This is a genomic window from Chlorobium sp. KB01 (genome assembly GCF_001975465.1).
GTDB lineage: Bacteria > Bacteroidota > Chlorobiia > Chlorobiales > Chlorobiaceae > Chlorobium.
Genome location: NZ_MPJE01000100.1, coordinates 14,111 through 33,153 on the forward strand (window position 1 = coordinate 14,111; position 19,043 = coordinate 33,153).

A 19,043-nucleotide genomic window follows, 5' to 3' on the forward strand; every position below is an offset into this window, starting at 1 on the left:
GTTGATTATTAGAGTGAAGCCTGGGCCTGGGTCTCTTCGATCAGTTGGTGGTACTGGTCAAACGGACCGAGTTTACGGATATCTTCAGTGATACTGTTGATGAGATCGGCAAACTTCAGCCCTTCAGCCGCACTGATCCATGAGTATTTGATTCGCTCCTCGGGAATGCCTGAAAAGGAGAGAAGGGCGCGAAACACCATCCAGCGGCGCCGTGCATGATAGTTGCCGTGGGTGAAGTGACAGTCACCGGGGTGGCAGCCGCTTATCAGAATGCCGTCAGCGCCTTTCTGCAAAGCCTTGAGAATAAACATCGGGCTTATTCTTCCTGTGCAGGGGAGGCGGATAATACGTACATTCGGCGCATACTTAAGCCTGCTGGTTCCCGCCAGATCGGCACCGGCGTAGGTACAGTAGGTGCAGACAAAAGCGGTAATTTTCGGTTCAAATGGTTCACTCATCAGCTTACTCCTGTAGCAAATTTCTGTTCATTCACGAAAAAAGTGTGCCTCTTTTCAGAGACCCATTACTTCAGCAAAGATCTGTTTTTCGGTAAAGCCTGCCAGATCGATGCTGTTCGAGCGGCAGAAGGTGACACATGTTCCGCATCCCTGGCAGAGGCCGGGATTGACCGATGCAACCCGTTTGATAACCTTTCCGGAGCGGTCCTTGATATCCTTTTTCTCGATCGCATCGTAGGGACAGGCAAGCACACAACCCCAGCACCCGGCGCAGGTCGACTCGTTGTTGACGGCAATAACCGGTTCACGCTCAAGCTTCTCCTTGCTGAAGAGCGCGAGCACCTTGCTGGCCGATGCCGATGCCTGGGCAACCGAGTCGGGAATATCTTTCGGAGACTGGCATGCTCCGGCAAGGTAGATTCCGGCGGTTGACGACTCAACCGGACGAAGCTTGAGGTGCGCCTCGTTATAGAATCCGTACTCATCATAGCCGATACCGATGGTCTTGGCAAACTCTTTGGCATCTGGCTGGGCAATCATTGCCGTCGCAAGAACCACCATGTCAGCGGCAACTTCGACCGGTTTGCCGAGCAGGGTATCGACCCCCCTGACCATCAGCTTGCCGTTCTCAAGCCATACCTTGCTGACCCGTCCGCGCAGATAGCCGGCCTCGTCCTCCTCAATCGCCCGGCGGGTAAACTCGTCATACCCCTTGCCGGCGGCGCGGATATCCATATAGAAGATCCGGCTCTTGCCCCCATGAACCTTGTGCGCGTAGAGCATGGCATGTTTGGCGGTATACATGCAGCAGATCTTGGAGCAGTACTTTACCCCTTTGGAGGGGTCGCGTGATCCGGCACACTGGATAAAGACGACCGTCTCCGGCTCTTTTCCATCTGAAGGGCGCTGGATTTTTCCGGCTGTCGGACCGCTGGCGGAGGCCAGGCGCTCAAACTGGAGGCCGTTAATAACATCCTGATATTTTCCGTATCCATACTCGCCGTACAGGGCATTATTCTGAACCTGGAATCCGGTCGCAACCACGATGGCTCCGATCTCCAGATCCTCAAACTCATCCTGCATCCCGAAGTCGATACAGTCGAGCGGGCAGCTCTTGACGCAGATTTTGCACTTGCCGTTTTTAAAGTAGGTGCAGTTGTTCTTGTCGATGACCGGAATATTGGGGACTGCCTGGGCAAAAGGGGTGTAGATTGCTGTTCTTCTGCCGATTCCGCAGTCGAACTCGCTTGCGATTTTTTTTGATGGACACTTGGTTATACACTCTCCGCACCCGGTACAGGTGCTCTTGTTGACATAGCGGGCCTTCAGGCGAACCTTCACCTGGAAGTTGCCGATGTAGCCGTCAACACTCTCGATTTCGGCATAGGTAAGCAGGCGAATCTTGGGATGCTGGGCCGCTTCAACCATTCTCGGGGTCATGATGCACTGCGAGCAGTCAAGTGTCGGGAATGTTTCCGAAAGCTGGGCCATATGGCCGCCGAGAGAGGGCTCGCGTTCAACCAGCACAACCTCCTGACCGGCATTGGCAATATCAAGCGCAGCCTGGATACCGGCAATACCGCCGCCGATAACCAGCGCCCGGCGCGTAACCGGAACCTCAATAGGTTGCAGGGTATTGTTGCGTTTTACCTTCTCAACCATTGAACGCACAATGTCGATTGCCTTGTCGGTAGCTTTTTCACCATCATTGTGTACCCATGAACACTGTTCGCGGATGTTGGCGATTTCACACATGTAGGGGTTCAGACCAGCCTCGGCGCAGGCCTTGCGGAAGGTTGCCTCATGCATTCTCGGAGAGCAGGCCGCCACGACGACACCGGTAAGATTGTTGTCGCGTATCGCTTTTTTGACGCTCTCCTGACCGGGGTCGGAGCAGAAATACTTGTATTCGATGGAAGAGGCTACACCGGGATGATCTCCCAGAGCTGAGGCAAGTCTTGTACAATCAACCTTCGCCGCGATATTTTCACCGCAGTGACAAATGAATACACCTATTTTCGACATGGTTCAATCGTTTAGAATGAAGCCGCATAACGGCACGGTACTGCAATGAAGCGGGTGACAGCAGCTCACTCCGGTTTCATCATTTTCAACAAGGCATGAAAATTCCCCGCAAGCCATCGCAGTTCTTGTGGATCGGGGATGATCGTCGCTGTCTTTCCGGTGATTGCGTCGTCTGATACGTATTAACTGTGCACTGAGCGGATAAGGCTCGCAAAGGTAATGCTATCAGTGTATTTCTGCAGGTACCCGGACATTTTCCGAAAACGTAATCGTCACTATCGGCCCTCCTGCCCGGCCATGAAGGGGACCGGGGGAGAGCGGCTAACTTGCTGTTATCCGTTCAGAATTTCGATACAAGCTCAAGAGCAGGCACAAAATGTTTGCCGACGGCAACTTCGGAAGGTGCAGCACCGCAGGCGATAGCTACCAGCTCCGAAATATAGTAAACAGGCATCGGCTTCACATCACCGAATCGCTTGATCATGCTCTCCTGACGCATATCAAGGTTGGCCTGACAGAGAGGACAGGCAACAACAAATGCTTCAGCACCGTTTGCCGCTGCATTTCTGGCGATTTTATGCGTGAGATCCTCAACCAGATCCTGCTGGGCAAGCGTAAGGCCGGCTCCGCAGCACTCGATTTTGAATGCCCACTCAACCGGTGAGGCACCAAGAGCCGAAACAATTGCCTCCATTTTATCCGGATTTTCAGGATCGTCAAAACCCATATCCTCCATTGGACGAACCAGAAGGCAGCCGTAATAACAGGCAAGATTTAGGCCGGCAAGCGGTTTTTTGACCCGTTTTTTAATCTCTTCCGGATCCATGGCTTCAAGCAGCTGGGTAACGCCGATGAACTGCGTGGTGCAGGCCGGTTCAATGCCGGTGATGGAGTGTACCTCACGGCGCAGCGCCTCTGATTCCATCAGGGCCTTGCGCGTGGTGACCTGCCGGTTCTGGCAGGCAGCACAGGGAGCAAGGACAATATCAAGCCCCTGGGCCTCGGCGAGTACCTGATTGCGGGCAGGCAGAAGCAGGGAAAGTTTGTGGTTGGTTGCATGTGCCGATGTTGCTCCGCAGCAGTTCCAGTCCTCGATCTCCCTGAGGTTAAGACCGAGCAGTGAGCACATTTTTTTGACCGAAATACCGTACTCCTGTGCGGTACCGTCAAGCGAACAGCCGGGGTAGTAGCCGATAGTCATGCCGGGTTTGACCGAGAGGGGAGCATTCTCAACAAACTCCTTCTTTTTCGGGCGTCGTTTCGGTGCCGGTGAATGGGACTCCTCTTCGGAAGCGAGGAAAATTTTCTCTATCTGATCCTTTCCCTTGATTCCCCCTTTTCCGGTGAGCGTATGCATCGGATTGATCTTCCCCTGGGTGATCATCCTGACACCCGGTACGGCATCCTGGAGGAAGGTTCTTGTGCGGAGTTTGTAGCTGTTGACCAGTGAAAGCTCCTGAAGACGGCCGTGTTTGCGCACGTTTTTCAGGAATGAGACATGAAATGCGGTAACCAGTTTTTTTGATCGCTCCTCTGAGACAATGTTTTTCTCAAGAGCCATCGCCCTGAGTGAGTCCATTGTGGCGGCGATATCAAGATTCTGCGGACATCGGGATGTACAGGTCATGCACCCGAGACAGTACCAGAGCGCATCGCTTCTCAGAGCATCCTGAACGTAGCCTGCCTGCACCAGACGCATGATCCTTGCAGGGGGATTATCCATAACTCCGCCCGCCGGACATCCAGCCGTACATTTTCCGCACTGGTAGCAGCAGTTGTAGTCGTTCCCGGTGGACTCCTCAAGTTGATGCTTGAGCGCGTCCGTTTCTGTCATGTTGATTTTTGACACGTGGTATATGTTGCTTTTCGTGGAGCGGGGAGCTAAATGGCACAAACATGGTATGTTACATAAAAATACAATAATGTCAAATTTTTATGCCTGTTTTATTCCATGCAGCCATCACTTTTCACTATGTGCAAAAGAACTACGGTAAACGGGTTTTGGTAAAGGGCGAGTAACAATTGTTAAAAACAGAATCCGTAGTATAACAGTTTCCGTTATATCTTCTATAGTACAACAAAGCGGACAAAAAAAATCCATAAATCATGTCAAGGGACTATTTTTTTTATCCGTACTGCTGCATGGAGAGCAGAGAGACAAGTGAAGGGTGAAAAATATTCAGAGCGCATTGATATGATACTCTTTTTGCTTATGATAACAGTGATATTTCCTTTTTGTATCATGAATTATTTTCTGACAAGCCTATGTTCGACGAAATAGAGTTTGACAAGATCAAACGACTTCCCAAATATGTTTTTGCTGCGGTCAATGAGCTGAAGATGGCAGAACGGCGTGCGGGTGAGGATGTTATCGATTTTTCCATGGGTAATCCTGACGGCCCCACTCCGCAACATATTGTGGACAAGCTTGTCGAGAGCATCAATAAACCCCGGACACACGGCTATTCGGTCTCAAAAGGGATCTACAAGCTCCGCGGAGCGGTAGGAACCTGGTACAAGCAGAAGTACAATGTTGATCTCGATCTTGATCGTGAAGTTGTTGCCACGATGGGCTCCAAGGAGGGTTATGTCCACCTTGTCCAGGCAATCACCAATCCCGGCGATCTGGCTATGGTGCCTGACCCCTGTTATCCGATCCACTCCCAGGCATTTATTCTTGCCGGCGGCAACGTGCACCGTCTGAAACTTGAACTGAACGATGATCTGACGCTTGATGAGGCGGGCTTTTTTCGCAACATTGAAAAAGCGCTGCGCGAATCATCTCCGAAGCCGAAATTTCTTGTGGTTAATTTTCCGAACAATCCGACAACGGCAACCGTAGAACTACCGTTCTATGAAAAGCTGGTCGATATTGCCCGCCAGGAGCGTTTCTACATTATCAGTGATATTGCCTATGCTGAATTGACCTACGACGGTTATGTCACCCCTTCGATTCTGCAGGTTCCGGGAGCCAAGGATGTGGCGGTCGAGAGCTATACCCTGTCGAAAACCTATAATATGGCCGGGTGGCGTGTCGGCTTTATGGTCGGCAATGCCAAACTGATCGGGGCGCTTGAAAAGATCAAGAGCTGGCTCGACTATGGCACCTTTACCCCCATCCAGGTCGCCTCAACCATCGCCCTCACCGGAGACCAGAGCTGTGTGCACGAGATCAGCGAAGTCTATCGCAAGCGGCGTGACGTTTTAGTGAAAAGCCTTGAAAATGCGGGCTGGCTGGTTGTCTCTCCGCGTGCGAGCATGTTTGTCTGGGCTCACATTCCCGAGCCCTTCCGTCACCTTGGAAGCCTTGAATTCAGCAAGAAGCTGTTGATGGAGGCCAAGGTTGCCGTCAGTCCCGGCATCGGGTTCGGTGCCTATGGTGATGAGTATGTACGTGTGGCGATGATTGAGAACGAAGAGCGCATCCGTCAGGCCGCCCGCAACATCAAGAAGTTTCTTCGAACGCCTGAAATGTGAACGTCAGATGGTCACCTCCTATAAAATCGAAGCGGGTAACAGATTTATAGCGGTGCCCGGGCGTTACTCTTCACGCTCCAGTTCGAAAATCTCTCCTATAGCGAGCTGAATCGCATCTGCGACCATACCCGCCGAGACCAGGCTGGCAATATCTCCGGCAAGGTCTCCGGCACGACCGTGGAACCATGCTCCGGCAGCCGCAGCATTGAAGAGATCAGCGCCTTTGGCTGCAAGGGCGGCAATAATGCCCGCAAGCAGATCTCCAGTGCCCGCAGTTGCAAGGGCTTCTGTGCCGCTTGTATTCACGAGTACCGAACCTTCCGGATTGGCAATGACTGTGGGACTCCCTTTAAGCAGGAGGTTTACCCCGAAACTTGTGGCAACGGCTTTTGCGGTCTCAATGGGATTGCGGGCAATCTCTTCTGCGGAAAGTCCACAGAGACGGCTGAGTTCGCCGTAGTGCGGTGTCAGCAGCACCTCACCGGAGAGGTTCAGGAGAGACTCAGTGCCGATTACCGAGAGAGCATAGAGGGCGTCTGCATCAAGAATGAGCTTCTTTGCAGTGAGTGCATCATCTTCGAGCAGTTTTCCCAGCAACTCGATCGCATCCCGGTCCCGGCCGATTCCGCAACCCACAAGGATTGCGTCCGCCCAGCGGGCTTTTTCGGCAATTGAGTCCATATCCCTTCCGATGACCACCACTTCAGGCAGAGCTGTGTGCATGGCTCCGGCAAGCGCAATCGGCATGCTGACCGCGACATATCCCGCCCCGGTTTTAAGCGCACCCCTGGCGGCCAGAATTGCCGCGCCGAGCATGGAGCTCTCCGTACTCTGTGAACCGGCAATGATCAGCACCCGGCCATTGGTGTGTTTGGCACTTGAGGGCTCTCTGAGTATGAACTGTTCGGCGGCGAACTCCTTGTCTGTAAGCCGTGCGCAGGCGCGTTCAGCAAGAAAGCCGGGGATGGAGATCTCCGCAACATGGAGCTCTCCCGAGCACTCCGGCCCCTCGTTCAGGAAAAAGCCGGTTTTCAGAAATGCCATGGTAACGGTCGCATCTGCCACGACCACCGGTGTTGCCGCTATGCCTGTCGTTGCATCCAGCCCGGAAGGAATATCAACGGCAATAACAGGAGCCCCGCTCTCTATGCGGAGTGCGTTGAGAAGCTCTATACCTGAAGAGAGGGGAGCAGCAAGCTCCATTGACCCGGCCTCAAGGCGCAGTCCGGTTCCGGTGATGGCGTCAACAAGGGCGTCGTAGGACCCCTCTGCGGCAAACGGCAGGGCCTCCTCAAGGCTGTGAAAGATGCGCAGGGGAGTATCGAAAGTTTCGTAGGCTTTGAGAATTGCAAGCCCTTCCCGGTTGACGCCGTTCAGCAGGGATTCCGGGTAGAGCAGGATGAGATCGACCGAAGCGTCAAGGTTGAGCAGATGGCGGGCAAGTACAAAACCGTCCCCGCCGTTGTTGCCTTTGCCGGCCACCACCAGAAAGGATGTTCCGGCAAGGGAGTCTCTCTGGAGGGTTTCGGAGATCATGCGGAGACATTCCCGACCGGCCAGCTCCATAAGACGGGTTTCGCCGATATGGAGCTCTTCGATTGCCTTCCTGTCGGCTTTTTGCATCTCAAGAGCAGTCAGAACTGGCAGCATAACAGGTCTCCTTTTCTTGTTTAAAGGTCAGCTCTCTTGATTGTCCGTAACCCTAAAGTTCGTCGAGGTGCAGCGCATGCTCCAGCGAATGGTAGTAGGCTCCGGCAAGTTCTGCGGTGCTGAAGTGCAGGATCTCCTGGCCGTTCACGGCTATGGTTGCAGTTCCGGGCACTACCTTTCCGATAACGCGCACCGGCACCTGATGTTTTACCGCCTCACTGATAACCTCTTTGGCCTTCTCGGGCGCGATACTTAAAAGAACCCGACCCTGTGCTTCGGAGAAGAGTGCCCTCTGAATCCGTACCGGACTTGTTTCAGCCGCTTCAATATTTACGCTGAAGCCGAGCGGCGCCTCTTCATTCATGATCGCTTTTTCAGCCAGGGCAACAAACAGACCGCCGTCGGAGATGTCGTGTGCGGAGTGCACCAGTTTTCGGGCAGCAAGCGCTACAAGCAGCTCCTGCACCTTTTTTTCATGCTGCAGATCAACCGGGGGAGCATCCTCACCGGGAGTTCCGTACTGCATGACCAGGTACTCTGAACCCTCAAGCGTGAGATCAGGCTCTCCAAGCAGAAGGATGGCATCGCCCTGATGGGTGAAGGTGGAGCCGACAAGGTTGTCGATATCATCAAGCAGACCGATCATGCCGATGGTCGGAGTCGGGTAGATGGCTGTACGTACGCCGCCGATGGATGATTCGTTATAGAAGCTCACATTGCCTCCGGTAACCGGAGTGTTGAATACCCGGCATGCTTCGCCCATCCCCTCAACCGATGTCTTGAACTGGAAGTAAACTTCGGGTTTGTAGGGGTTTCCGAAGTTCAGGCAGTTGGTGATGGCCAGCGGTTTGGCACCCGAACAGGCGATGTTTCTGGCGCATTCGGCAACAGCTATCCGGCCTCCTCTTGCGGGGTTGAGGTAGACATAGCGGGCGTTGCAGTCTGTTTTCATTGCCAGCGCCTTCTTTGTGCCCTTGATGCGGATCACTGCCGCATCGGTATGGCCGACCGGCGTAACGGTATTGGTCTGCACCATGGAGTCATACTGATGGTAGACCCACTGTTTGCTTGCGATATTGGGGCGCGAAAGCAGTTCAAGGGTGAGCGCGCGGAAGTCTAAATTTTTGTCATCCTGAAACTTTGCCGCCGCCGTGTCGGGCCTCTTTTCAACGGCCTCACGGATATAGACCGGTGCTCCGCCTCCCAGAACGAGCGATTCAGCCGGAATTTCCGCTACCACCTTGCCATGCTGGCTGACACGAAGCAGGTTGTCACTGGTGACGCGGCCGATTACAATCGCCAGAACATCCCATTTGCGGTAGACCTCGATAATCTTCTCTTCAAACCCTTTTTCGGCCACAATCAGCATCCGCTCCTGAGACTCGGAGAGCATGATCTCGTAGGCGCTCATTCCGGCCTCACGGATCGGAACCAGGTCCAGATCGATCTCGATGCCGCCGGAACCGGTCTTTTCAATGCCCCGTGCGCTCATCTCGGAGGTGGAGCTGGTGATGCCCGCCGCACCCATATCCTGCAGGCCGACTACATAGCCGGTGGCAATGGCTTCAAGAGTGGCTTCAAGCAGCAGCTTTTCAGCAAAAGGATCGCCGACCTGAACGCTCGGACGCTTGTCTTCCGATGCTTCACTCAGATCTTCCGATGCAAAGGTTGCGCCGTGGATGCCATCCCGTCCGGTTGATGACCCTACAATCAGCACAGGATTGCCCTCTCCGAGAGCGGTTGCACTGACGGTTTTGTGATGCTCGACAATACCGACCGACATGGCGTTGACCAGCGGATTGCCGGTGTATCCCTCTTCAAAATAGATCTCTCCGCCGACCGTCGGTACACCGAAGGAGTTACCGTAATCACCGATACCGCGCACCACGCCGTCTACCAGATAGCGGACATGCGGGTCTTTGGGCGAGCCGAACCGGAGCGAGTTGAGCGAGGCGACCGGCCGGGCTCCCATGGTGAAAATATCGCGGTGAATACCCCCGACACCGGTAGCGGCACCCTGGTAGGGCTCCACGGCGGAGGGGTGGTTGTGTGACTCGATTTTAAAGGCAACGGCAAGGTTGTCGCCGATATCGACCAGACCGGCATTCTCCTCGCCGGCGCTTGTAAGCAGGGCACCGCCCTCCCTTGGAAGGGTTTTAAGAACCGCTATGGAGTTTTTATAACTGCAGTGTTCCGACCACATGACCGAGAAGATTCCCAGTTCGGTAAAGGTAGGGGTTCTTCCGAGAATGGTGCATATTTTGCCGTACTCTTCAGCATTGAGTCCATGTTCTTCAGCAAGAGCAAGGGTGACGTCCAGTTCAGTGTGTTTCATGGTTACCGGTAAACGTTATCTGGGGGTCAGGGCTGGTGGCCGTGACAGTTTTTATATTTCTTTCCGCTTCCGCAGGGGCAGAGGTCATTTCTGCCCGGTTTTTTATCGACTACAACCGGCTGCTGAAGACTTTCGTGAGGTTCTTCACCTGCAACGCCGGTACCCGGCTCAATCTCGTATGATGCGGTGTAGACGCTCTGGGCCTCATCATGCTGTGTCACAAGCCGGTCAAGATTTCCGGCGGCCTGCCGCTGGCGCTCTTCAATTTCCCGCGCCTCATCCGGATTGATGGGGAAGAGCTTGAAGGCAAGCGAGAGGGTTTCAAGTTCGATCTCACGAAGCATCTCGATAAAGAGCTTGTAAGCCTCCTGCTTGTACTCGAGCAGCGGGTCTTTCTGTCCATAGGCACGAAGATTGATTCCCTCGCGCAGCGAGTCAATCTCGCGCAGATGCTCTCTCCACTTGAGGTCGATAACGCTCAGAACCGCATACTTCTCGATCTGCTGCATGATCTCCTCCTCCATTGCCTCCTCCTTTCGGTGGTAGAAAGCCAGGGCTGTGTCGTAGAGCTTTCCGGCTGTGATCTCAATACCGTCACGTTCAAACTCGTCACGATCGGGCTTGAACTCGATGGAGAGTTCGCGCATCACCTCCTCCTCAAGCGCAGCAACATCAAAATGGCGGTGATGATTTTTGATGACCGTCTCGCAGTAATCCTTCAGGAGGTCGAGGATGTCACTGGTCAGACGCTCCTTGACAAGTCCGTTTCTGCGGCGGGAGTAGATCACCTCGCGCTGCTGGTTGAGAACATCATCATACTCAAGCAACCGTTTGCGGATGGCAAAGTTCTGCTCCTCAACCTTCTTCTGGGCCCGTTCAATCGATTTGGTGATCATGGAGTGTTCAATTACATCACCCTCCTCGTGGCCGAGGCGATCCATCACCGAAATAACCCGGTCGGAACCGAAGAGACGCATCAGTTCATCCTCAAGGGAGACAAAAAAGACCGATTCGCCCGGATCGCCCTGCCTGCCGGCACGACCACGGAGCTGACGGTCAATGCGTCGTGACTCATGGCGTTCGGAACCGAGAATGAAGAGCCCTCCAAGCTCCTTTACGCCCGTTCCGAGCTTGATATCGGTACCACGTCCGGCCATGTTGGTGGCAATGGTTACCGCACCTCTCTGCCCGGCTTCGGCGACAATATCGGCTTCGCGGTCATTCTGTTTGGCGTTCAGGACATTGTGGGGGATTTTTTTTGCACGAAGCATACGTGAGATGGTCTCCGACACCTCCACACTCGTGGTACCCACCAGTACAGGCTGCCCCTTTTTCTGCAGCTCCTCAACTTTCAGCACCACGGCGTTGTACTTTTCACGCCGGGTTTTATAGACCAGATCGTCAGAATCCTTCCGGACAATGGCGGTGTTGGTCGGAATAACAACAACATCAAGCTTGTAGATTTCGTAAAACTCAGAGGCTTCGGTCTCAGCCGTACCGGTCATACCGGCAAGCTTCTTGTAGAGGCGGAAAAAGTTCTGGATGGTGACGGTCGCCATGGTCTGTGTTTCACCTTCAATCTTCACATTCTCCTTGGCTTCAATTGCCTGGTGCAGTCCGTCGCTGTAACGGCGGCCGGCAAGAATACGACCGGTGAACTCGTCAACAATCATCACCTGACCGTTCTGTACAACATATTCATCATCACGCTCAAAGAGCGAGTAGGCTTTCAGAAGCTGACTGATATTGTGCAGCCGTTCGGAACGGTCGGCGTAAAGTCGGTAGATGGCATCTTTTATGCCTACCTTTTCTGCTGTGCCGACTGATGCATCAGCTTCAACTGCAGCGACCTCGGTACCGACATCGGGCAGAAGAAAGATATCGCTGTCCTGATGGCTCAGCTTGCTCAGAAATGCACGACCCTTGTCAGTAAGGTCAATGGTTCCGGCCTTTTCGTCAACAGCGAAATAGAGCTCGTCGTCAACCTCCTGCATCCTGCTTGCATTGTCCTTGAGATATTCGTTTTCGGTACCCTGCACCAGCTTGGCTACGCCTTGCTGGGAGAGCATTTTGATGAATCGGGAGTTTTTAGGCTGTCCGCGTTTTACGCGCAGGAGCGAAAGGCCGGCATCACTGTCGCCGGGTTTTGTTTTCAATATCTTTTCGGCTTCCGAGAGGTATGATCCCACCAGTTGCTGCTGGGCACGAACCAAAAGCTCAATCCAGGGCTTGATCTCCTGGAACTTGCTGTTGTCGGCATTGGGAACCGGACCGGATATGATGAGCGGTGTTCTGGCCTCATCAATCAGTACGCTGTCCACCTCATCAACAATGGCAAAGTAGAACTTCCGCTGCACCATCTCGTCCGGGGTTCCGGCCATGTTGTCGCGCAGATAGTCAAAACCGAATTCGTTGTTCGTGCCGTAGGTGATGTCACAGTGGTACTGCTCCCTGCGCTGTTCCGGGAACATGGTGTTGAGAATAACGCCTACTGTGATGCCGTGAAATTCAAAAACCGGGTTCATCCACTCCTTGTCCCTCTGGGCAAGGTAGTCATTGACCGTAACAACATGGACCCCACGGCCGGTAAGGGCATTGAGAAAGACCGGAAGCGTGGAGACGAGGGTTTTGCCTTCACCGGTAGCCATTTCGGAGATTTTGCCGGAATGGAGCACCATTCCGCCGATCAGCTGCACATCGTAGGGCACCATATCCCAGGTGAACTCCCGCCCGACAACCGAATAGACATGGCCTTTCAGTCGCCTGCATGTCTCTTTGACCAGTGCAAAGGTTTCCGGCAGCACCTCATCAAGCACGGTTGCAGTTGCTTTTTCATACGCTTCATCAAGCGCGTCAAGCTTGTCATTGATTGCATCAGCCTCTTCAAGGGTGATGTCGCCATTGTCAAGCTGCAGAAAGAGATTTTTTTTCTCAAGCTCGATCGGCTCAAGAACCCCGCGCACTCTCTTTTTCAGCTCCCGGCCCTTCTCTTTGAGCTGATCGTCACTCAGCGGGTTCAAGGAGGTATAGAGTTCATTGATACGGGTGATAACGGGCTGGATTTTTTTGATATCCTTGTCGTGCTTTGAGCCGAAGATCTTTTCAAAAATTTTCAACATGTACGGGGTTTTGTTCGCTCTTGAATTTCATGGATCAGAAAGGGGAAACAACGCACTTTTCGCTATATCCTTTCGTTCCTTAAGGTATTGAATTAGCTATTGAGAAAAAAGCGGGTTGCTACTAAAAAAAAAGAGGAGAGAAAAGCCCCGGCAAAGTCGGGAGTGCGCTGCTGAAACGATGACTTTTTTCTTAAAAAACGACCAAAAGGAGTTCAGTGACTGCAAGGAAAACAAGGACGAAGAGCACAGTAAGGGCACCTCTATTTATTTGTTCCGAAACCCGATGACTGCGTTGGGTGGTGCTCGAAATCCTCATGTACTCCATGTACACTCCGGTTTCTGCGCTCCATCCGCCTTGTTCCCGGGCTTCTCACGACAATAAAAAGAGGTGCCCGTAAGTCGCACATCGCTTTTCAGCTTGAACGCATTGAGAGAATGCTCTTTTTAAAAGAAAAGTACCAAAAGGACTTCAGGGAGAGCAACGACTAAGAGTAATGTAATATCCTCTGAGGGCAAACACGCAGGATCGCCCCTACAGGCAATTCATAATCCAAAATTCAAAATCTCTTCATCCTGTCCACTGAGTCCACTTCTCTCCACAATTTCTTCGTCCACCCAGTCCACTTTCTTCTCGTTTCTTCCTCTTCAGTCATGCTTCTCCGCCGAGGCAAGTTCGGCAAAAAAATCCTTGAGATGGCGTGATCCGTAAGCGGGCGCAACATGATCGAATTTGAGTGCCTCCACAGCAAAAGAGAGCAGATCCGCCAGATTGCGGTTAAAGAGCCCTGTCACCATGAGTGAGCCTTCGCCCAGCCACATCGGCAGAGCGGTGATCCAGGGCGATTTGCCGCAGGCGAGGAACGCCATCTCCATCACCTCCCTGAAGGTATAGATGTCGGGGCCTCCGACGGGGATTTCCCGGCACTCGCCATCAGCGGCATCGGCACAGACAACCGCCAGATCGGCGCCATGGATCGGGTTTATTTTTTTCTCACCCTCACCCACCATGAAGAGGTGGCCGCTGCTGGCCATTGAAAAGAATCTGCCCATATCGGAAAAATAGCCGTTCGGGCGTATGACGGCCCAGGATAGACCTGAAGCCTTCAGGTCGGCAACAAAGCGCTCATGCGCCTTTATGGTCGGGATCTCGGCCATTTTATTCTGATTGAATACCGATACATAGATAAATCTTGATACCTTCTGGCCGATAGCCTGCTCAAGGATACGGCCGTTGCCAAGGTGATCGACATCAAAACTGGTGAGTTTAGGATCGGGCGCAGTAAGGCCGAGAGCGGAAAAGACAATATCGACACCATTGCATACACCTTCAATAGTTGCAGGATCAGTCACATCACCAATCACAATCTCGTCAACCAGATCATAGATTGCCGGTTCGCCATGAGGGCTTGCGGTTTTGATCTTCTCAGGGTTCCGTACCAGAGCCCGGACCCTGTAGCCCCTTTTTTTGAACTCACACACGGCATATCGGCCGAGATATCCGGATGCACCGGCGATCAGTACTCTTTTTGCAGCACTCATGATGCTTCTGCTCCTGTTTAAAGGTCACCTCTATTTATTTGTTCCGAAACCCGATGACTGCGTTGGTCGGTGCTCGAAATCCTCATGTACTCAATGTACACTCCGGTTTCTGCGCTCCGTCCGTCTTGTTCCCGGGCTTCTCACGACAATTAATAGAGGTGCCCCAAAAGATTGTCATTGATAACTCTGCCAATAAAAACAAGTGTTCAGCCGACTAAAACGTTCGAAGTTTCTTGATCTCCCTTCGCCAGCAGTGAAAAAGCAGATGTCCGGCATATCCTGCCATATCAGGATTGAGAATGGTGCGGGCTTCACAATCAAGTTCAAGATAGCGCACCGGACTCAGGGGTTTGAGTGCATTTGAGCTATTGAACCAGTACGCAAGATACTGTTTGACATGGGTGTCAACAGGGAAGGCATCAAAACGGCCAAGACCGAAGAGTGCAATGCAGTCGGCGATCTTGTAGCCGATACCGGGGTTTCTGCAAAGCATGCTGCGGAGTTCCGGAAGGGGAAGGTGCGGGTTGCGGAGAAGTTCGGGATCAAGGGCACCGTCCATAAACGACCGGGCGGCACGGGAGATATTTGTCGCCCTGATCCGGTTGTTGTTGGTGCAGCGGCTGAGCATAACGATATCAGCCTCGGCAAGAGAGAGGGGAGTGGGGAAGCTGTAGAGGGTAATCGATTTTCCGTTGAAAAGGATGCTTCGTTTCTCTCCAAAAGTATGGCAAAGCATGGTGACCTGTTTTCTGATCAGATGCATGCCGATGCCCTGGGCACACATGAAGGTAATCAGCGTCTCAAAAAAATCCTGTCGCAAAATCCGGAGTGAAAAATATCCGGAGAGCAATTTCCAAAGCTCGGGATAGTGCTCTGAAAAACCGGAAGGAAAAAGCCGGTTTATGTCGATATCAAGCGTCAGGTAATCGCGTATATATTCGGATATTGAACGCCTGTTAATTTTTTCAGATTCAGAAATAACCTCAAAAGAGCAAACCGTTAACTGTTTTAACAATATTGGTGTAGAATCGACTAATGAGTAAAAGTAATCCGTCACGGATCCAACAGGATTCCATAAAAAAGATTGGCCACTAAAGAGAGTGTCATAGATGTTAATAGCACATTCAGTGTGTATTACTGTTCTTGTATTCAATTTATAAGAGTGATGTTATATGTAATAAAAATGAACTGTCTCGCACTTGATAAAACTTATTGTCCAGAAGCATTTAAAATCTTGTAATAAAATAACATAAATACATTTATATGAAATATTTTTTATGGTTGATGGCTTTTATATTTTGTAGTTATAATAGGTATCTCTTTTATTGTTTTTATGTTATTAACAATGATATTAGATTCAGTAGGTATTGAGAGTAAGTATTCGTAGTGTAAGATATAATCTTTATCTATGATTAGTACGTTTGTTGTTATGGTTGTTTCTTGTTGTTTTTAATAAATTGGAAGTATCTGAAATTTGGCGTTGAGCTTTGGTGTTGTCTGTGTGTGTAATATAGAGATAGTGTTTGATTATGGTGCTCTCTATTTTTGCGAGGCCGTGTTTCATCGGCTGATCTAAATCCGTTTACTATCAGATAAGATTGTGTTTAAAACTGGTGACATTTGCTCGTTGGAAGAGCTCCCTGCACGAGGATATCCGGATAGGCTTTGTGTGGTCAGGAGTGAATCTGCCTGAAAAAAGGTACGAGTGAGGTAAGTGAAACCGCTTCTGTTTCAATGAGCTCAAAGGTCAGATTATGGGCTTCAGGGGTGAAGAGCGAGATGACGGAAACTTCGGCAACATCGCTTCTCTGGATAACTCCTGTTGTGATAGTATCACCGGTTTCAAAGCGCAGATTGTGCTGAAGTGGCGGACCGTCAAGCAGTCCTCCTGGTCTGAGGATGGTGTATGCATAGCCCGGTTCAGAGAAAAGGCGGCGGATCTCGTTTTCGGCTTCGAGCTTCATCGAGAGTATCCGACCATACTTATTCAGGGGGTGATCAGGCTTGGTAACACTGAGCGAGCTGACAAGAATAAAGTGCCTTACATTCTCCGCTTTGGCTATGGTTGCAAGGTTGATGATGCCGTCGCGGTCGATTGCCGAGGGTGGGGGTGCAGCCGGATCGGTTACATTTCCTCCGATAGCGGAGATAACTGCGGACGCATTGCGAACCGCAGCCCTGATTTCAGCGGGATGCTCCACCGAGCCGATGGTCAGCCGGTCAATGATTTCAGGCCCGAAAACTCTTATTGCTTTTTCGCCAGAGCGCACAAAGAGCCGAAACGCGATGCCGTGAGCCTGAAGGCGCTTCACTACCCACTCCCCGGTTCTTCCGGTAGCTCCCGCTACCAGTACATTGCCCTTGAATGCACTCATATTCAGGTGGTTTCTATGATTTTTTGTCTATAAGAAAAGGACTAAGACGACTTCAGGGAGTGCAACGACGAAGAGGATTGGCACCCTTCACCCGTTCCTCAACCGGAGAAACCCGCTCGGTTGTGATCGCACCTGCAATTTCAATCAAAAAAACGGAATTCAGAATCCAAAATCTCTTCAACGAGTGTCATGCCGAACAACGAGAGGCATCTCCTGATGGTTTCCCGGAAAAGATTCCTCAACCGATTGCATCGGTTTCGGGATGACATTCCCCGGAATAGATCCCTCACACAACTGCGTTGGTTCGGGATGAAATGAAAACATAAGCCTATGTTTTCATTTCAGTAAAAGAGTGAAAACTTCACATTCATGACCATGGTCAAATCTACCAGCGCGTGCAGGAAGATGACGGTTCTGATGTCGCGGTACCAGAAGAAGGCGAGTGCCCAGCTTGAGGCGATAAGGAGCTGAACCGGCATGAAAAAGGGCTTGTAGGGGCTCGTCTGTACCACATGCTCAGGGAGGATATTGATCCAGAAGAGGCCATGAATCAGGCCGCTGTAAGCCATAAAGCAGAAGAACCCGACAAGGAATGTGGCCCACGGGTTTTGTGTAACCTTTCCTGTAAGCGTGGCGCCGAGCTGAAAGACGGCATAAAACATGAAGGTCTCGGCAATGCCGTTACCGATACTGAACACCAGCACAGTCAGGGGATCAAGGGCGCGCCCACCGTCGGTGGTGGAGTGGGAGTAGACCCAGGCATTAACGGCTATGATCAGCAGTGAAGCGACGAGCAGCGCGATCCTCCTGGTGTCGAACTCGCGGTTGAAGGCAAGAATATCCTTTTTGAAAAACAGAAACCCTACCAGAAGCGCAAAGGCCCAGTAGGCATAAATCATCATCGGTACCGATAGTTCCATTATTTGGTATTAGTTTAGGGGTTAAGGAAGTGTTTCGACCTTATTGGTAAATGCTTCGGCATGATAGGAGCTGCGCACAAAGGGGCCGGAGTGCACATGGCGGAACCCTGCCTTTTCAGCGCCCACCCTGTAGGCTTCAAACTCCTCGGGAGTAATATAGCGCTCGACCGGCAGATGGGCCTGAGAGGGCTGAAGATACTGGCCGATGGTGACCATATCGCACTCATGGCGGACAAGGTCACCGAGAGCGCACTTTATCTCCTCTGCAGTTTCACCCATCCCCACCATCAGTCCCGACTTGGTTGCGAGCCCGAAATTTTGTTTGGCCCGCTGCAGAAGCTGCAGTGACCTCGAATAGCTTGCCTGTGGGCGCACTTTGCTGTAGAGCGAGGGGACGGTTTCAATGTTGTGGTTCAGCACCTCCGGAGCCTCAGCCATCACCAGGTCAAGCGAGTACTCATTCCCCTTAAAATCGGGGATAAGGCACTCTATGGTGAGCGAAGGTTTGACTGCGCGTATTGCCCTTATGGTTGCTACCCAGTGCCCGGCTCCGCCGTCAGGGAGGTCATCACGGGTAACACTGGTGAGTACTACGTGTTTGAGGCGCATGGATTCAACCGCCATTGCGATATTCTCCGGTTCAAGCGGATCGGGTGATGGCGGTTGTGCCGCTGTACCGACCGCACAGAATCGGCAGGTGCGCGTACAGACATTGCCAAGGAGCAGAAAGGTTGCGGTACCTCTCGACCAGCACTCCTGAAGGTTGGGGCAGAGTGCCGACCGGCAGACCGTATTGAGGCTGTGGCGGTTCAGCAACTGGCGTGTCGAGGCAAACGAAGCCCCTGAAGCCATCCTGATTTTCAGCCACTCAGGCTTTTTGCCTGCACCCTGTCCTTCCATAACTCCTTTCAATAGATTGTAATCGTGCAATATAGATAATCCGGAAATTCTTTCACTCCCCAACATCCTTCCCATGCATTCGGGATTATCGTTTTACTGATTTTATTGCTGCACATACCTGCTGATTGTATATTTTCTTTTTAAGGCATCTCTATTTATTTGTTCCGAAACCCGATTACTTCGTTTGGCGGTGCTCGAAATCCTCATGTACTCCGTGTACACTCCGGTTTCTGCGCTCCGTCCGC

12 protein-coding genes are annotated in these 19,043 nt (G+C 52.0%); 1 reads left to right on the top strand and 11 read right to left on the bottom strand.

Going from position 1 to position 19,043, the window contains the following annotated elements; all coding sequences use genetic code 11:
* Positions 1-8: 8 nt before the first annotated feature.
* The 3 genes from BOO20_RS10605 to BOO20_RS10615 form a co-directional block, all read right to left on the bottom strand.
* On the bottom strand, positions 9-458 hold the full coding sequence (locus BOO20_RS10605; RefSeq protein WP_076792597.1) for a hydrogenase iron-sulfur subunit: 450 nt from the start codon (positions 456-458) through the stop codon (positions 9-11).
* Between the two features lie 54 nt (positions 459-512).
* A complete protein-coding gene (locus BOO20_RS10610; protein WP_076792599.1) occupies positions 513-2,483 on the bottom strand; it encodes a CoB--CoM heterodisulfide reductase iron-sulfur subunit A family protein in 1,971 nt (656 codons plus the stop codon).
* Between the two features lie 340 nt (positions 2,484-2,823).
* Positions 2,824-4,317, bottom strand: a complete 1,494-nt coding sequence (locus BOO20_RS10615; protein WP_076792619.1) for a heterodisulfide reductase-related iron-sulfur binding cluster — start codon at positions 4,315-4,317, stop codon at positions 2,824-2,826.
* A 431-nt stretch (positions 4,318-4,748) separates the two neighbouring features.
* Here BOO20_RS10615 and BOO20_RS10620 point away from each other — a divergent pair, with 431 nt between their 5' ends.
* Entirely contained in the window at positions 4,749-5,960 is a 1,212-nt protein-coding gene (locus BOO20_RS10620; RefSeq protein ID WP_076792601.1) for an LL-diaminopimelate aminotransferase, read from the top strand.
* A 63-nt stretch (positions 5,961-6,023) separates the two neighbouring features.
* On the opposite strand, the gene BOO20_RS10625 is transcribed toward BOO20_RS10620, so the two are convergent.
* The 8 genes from BOO20_RS10625 to lipA all read right to left on the bottom strand — a co-directional run bounded on the left by BOO20_RS10625 (position 6,024) and on the right by lipA (position 18,798).
* Positions 6,024-7,610: a bifunctional ADP-dependent NAD(P)H-hydrate dehydratase/NAD(P)H-hydrate epimerase gene (locus BOO20_RS10625; protein ID WP_076792602.1), complete on the bottom strand. Its 1,587-nt coding sequence runs from the start codon at positions 7,608-7,610 to the stop codon at positions 6,024-6,026.
* A gap of 52 nt (positions 7,611-7,662) precedes the next feature.
* Positions 7,663-9,945, bottom strand: a complete 2,283-nt coding sequence (gene purL / locus BOO20_RS10630; RefSeq protein WP_076792604.1) for a phosphoribosylformylglycinamidine synthase subunit PurL — start codon at positions 9,943-9,945, stop codon at positions 7,663-7,665.
* Between the two features lie 26 nt (positions 9,946-9,971).
* Complete coding sequence (secA, locus tag BOO20_RS10635) at positions 9,972-13,064, bottom strand: preprotein translocase subunit SecA (RefSeq protein ID WP_076792605.1); 3,093 nt, start codon at positions 13,062-13,064, stop codon at positions 9,972-9,974.
* 645 nt (positions 13,065-13,709) lie between these two features.
* Positions 13,710-14,603, bottom strand: a complete 894-nt coding sequence (locus tag BOO20_RS10640; RefSeq protein WP_076792607.1) for an SDR family oxidoreductase — start codon at positions 14,601-14,603, stop codon at positions 13,710-13,712.
* Positions 14,604-14,817: 214 nt separating this feature from the next.
* Positions 14,818-15,756 (bottom strand): DNA glycosylase, encoded by a 939-nt coding sequence (locus BOO20_RS10645; RefSeq protein ID WP_076792608.1) that lies wholly within the window; start codon positions 15,754-15,756, stop codon positions 14,818-14,820.
* A 520-nt stretch (positions 15,757-16,276) separates the two neighbouring features.
* Positions 16,277-16,978, bottom strand: coding sequence for an SDR family oxidoreductase (locus BOO20_RS10650; RefSeq protein ID WP_076792610.1), 702 nt, complete (start codon positions 16,976-16,978; stop codon positions 16,277-16,279).
* A gap of 341 nt (positions 16,979-17,319) precedes the next feature.
* On the bottom strand, positions 17,320-17,898 hold the full coding sequence (locus BOO20_RS10660; RefSeq protein WP_076792613.1) for a hypothetical protein: 579 nt from the start codon (positions 17,896-17,898) through the stop codon (positions 17,320-17,322).
* Between the two features lie 21 nt (positions 17,899-17,919).
* Positions 17,920-18,798: a lipoyl synthase gene (gene lipA, locus BOO20_RS10665; RefSeq protein ID WP_076792614.1), complete on the bottom strand. Its 879-nt coding sequence runs from the start codon at positions 18,796-18,798 to the stop codon at positions 17,920-17,922.
* Positions 18,799-19,043 lie beyond the last annotated feature (245 nt).

What these genes read in the sequence shown, in the direction of transcription:
- BOO20_RS10605 (WP_076792597.1), bottom strand. Translation starts at nt 458, where the DNA reads ATGAGTGAACCATTTGAACCGAAAATTACCGCTTTTGTCTGCACCTAC.
- BOO20_RS10610 (WP_076792599.1), bottom strand. Translation starts at nt 2,483, where the DNA reads ATGTCGAAAATAGGTGTATTCATTTGTCACTGCGGTGAAAATATCGCG.
- BOO20_RS10615 (WP_076792619.1), bottom strand. Translation starts at nt 4,317, where the DNA reads ATGACAGAAACGGACGCGCTCAAGCATCAACTTGAGGAGTCCACCGGG.
- BOO20_RS10620 (WP_076792601.1), top strand. Translation starts at nt 4,749, where the DNA reads ATGTTCGACGAAATAGAGTTTGACAAGATCAAACGACTTCCCAAATAT.
- BOO20_RS10625 (WP_076792602.1), bottom strand. Translation starts at nt 7,610, where the DNA reads ATGCTGCCAGTTCTGACTGCTCTTGAGATGCAAAAAGCCGACAGGAAG.
- purL (WP_076792604.1), bottom strand. Translation starts at nt 9,945, where the DNA reads ATGAAACACACTGAACTGGACGTCACCCTTGCTCTTGCTGAAGAACAT.
- secA (WP_076792605.1), bottom strand. Translation starts at nt 13,064, where the DNA reads ATGTTGAAAATTTTTGAAAAGATCTTCGGCTCAAAGCACGACAAGGAT.
- BOO20_RS10640 (WP_076792607.1), bottom strand. Translation starts at nt 14,603, where the DNA reads ATGAGTGCTGCAAAAAGAGTACTGATCGCCGGTGCATCCGGATATCTC.
- BOO20_RS10650 (WP_076792610.1), bottom strand. Translation starts at nt 16,978, where the DNA reads ATGAGTGCATTCAAGGGCAATGTACTGGTAGCGGGAGCTACCGGAAGA.
- BOO20_RS10660 (WP_076792613.1), bottom strand. Translation starts at nt 17,898, where the DNA reads ATGGAACTATCGGTACCGATGATGATTTATGCCTACTGGGCCTTTGCG.
- lipA (WP_076792614.1), bottom strand. Translation starts at nt 18,798, where the DNA reads ATGGAAGGACAGGGTGCAGGCAAAAAGCCTGAGTGGCTGAAAATCAGG.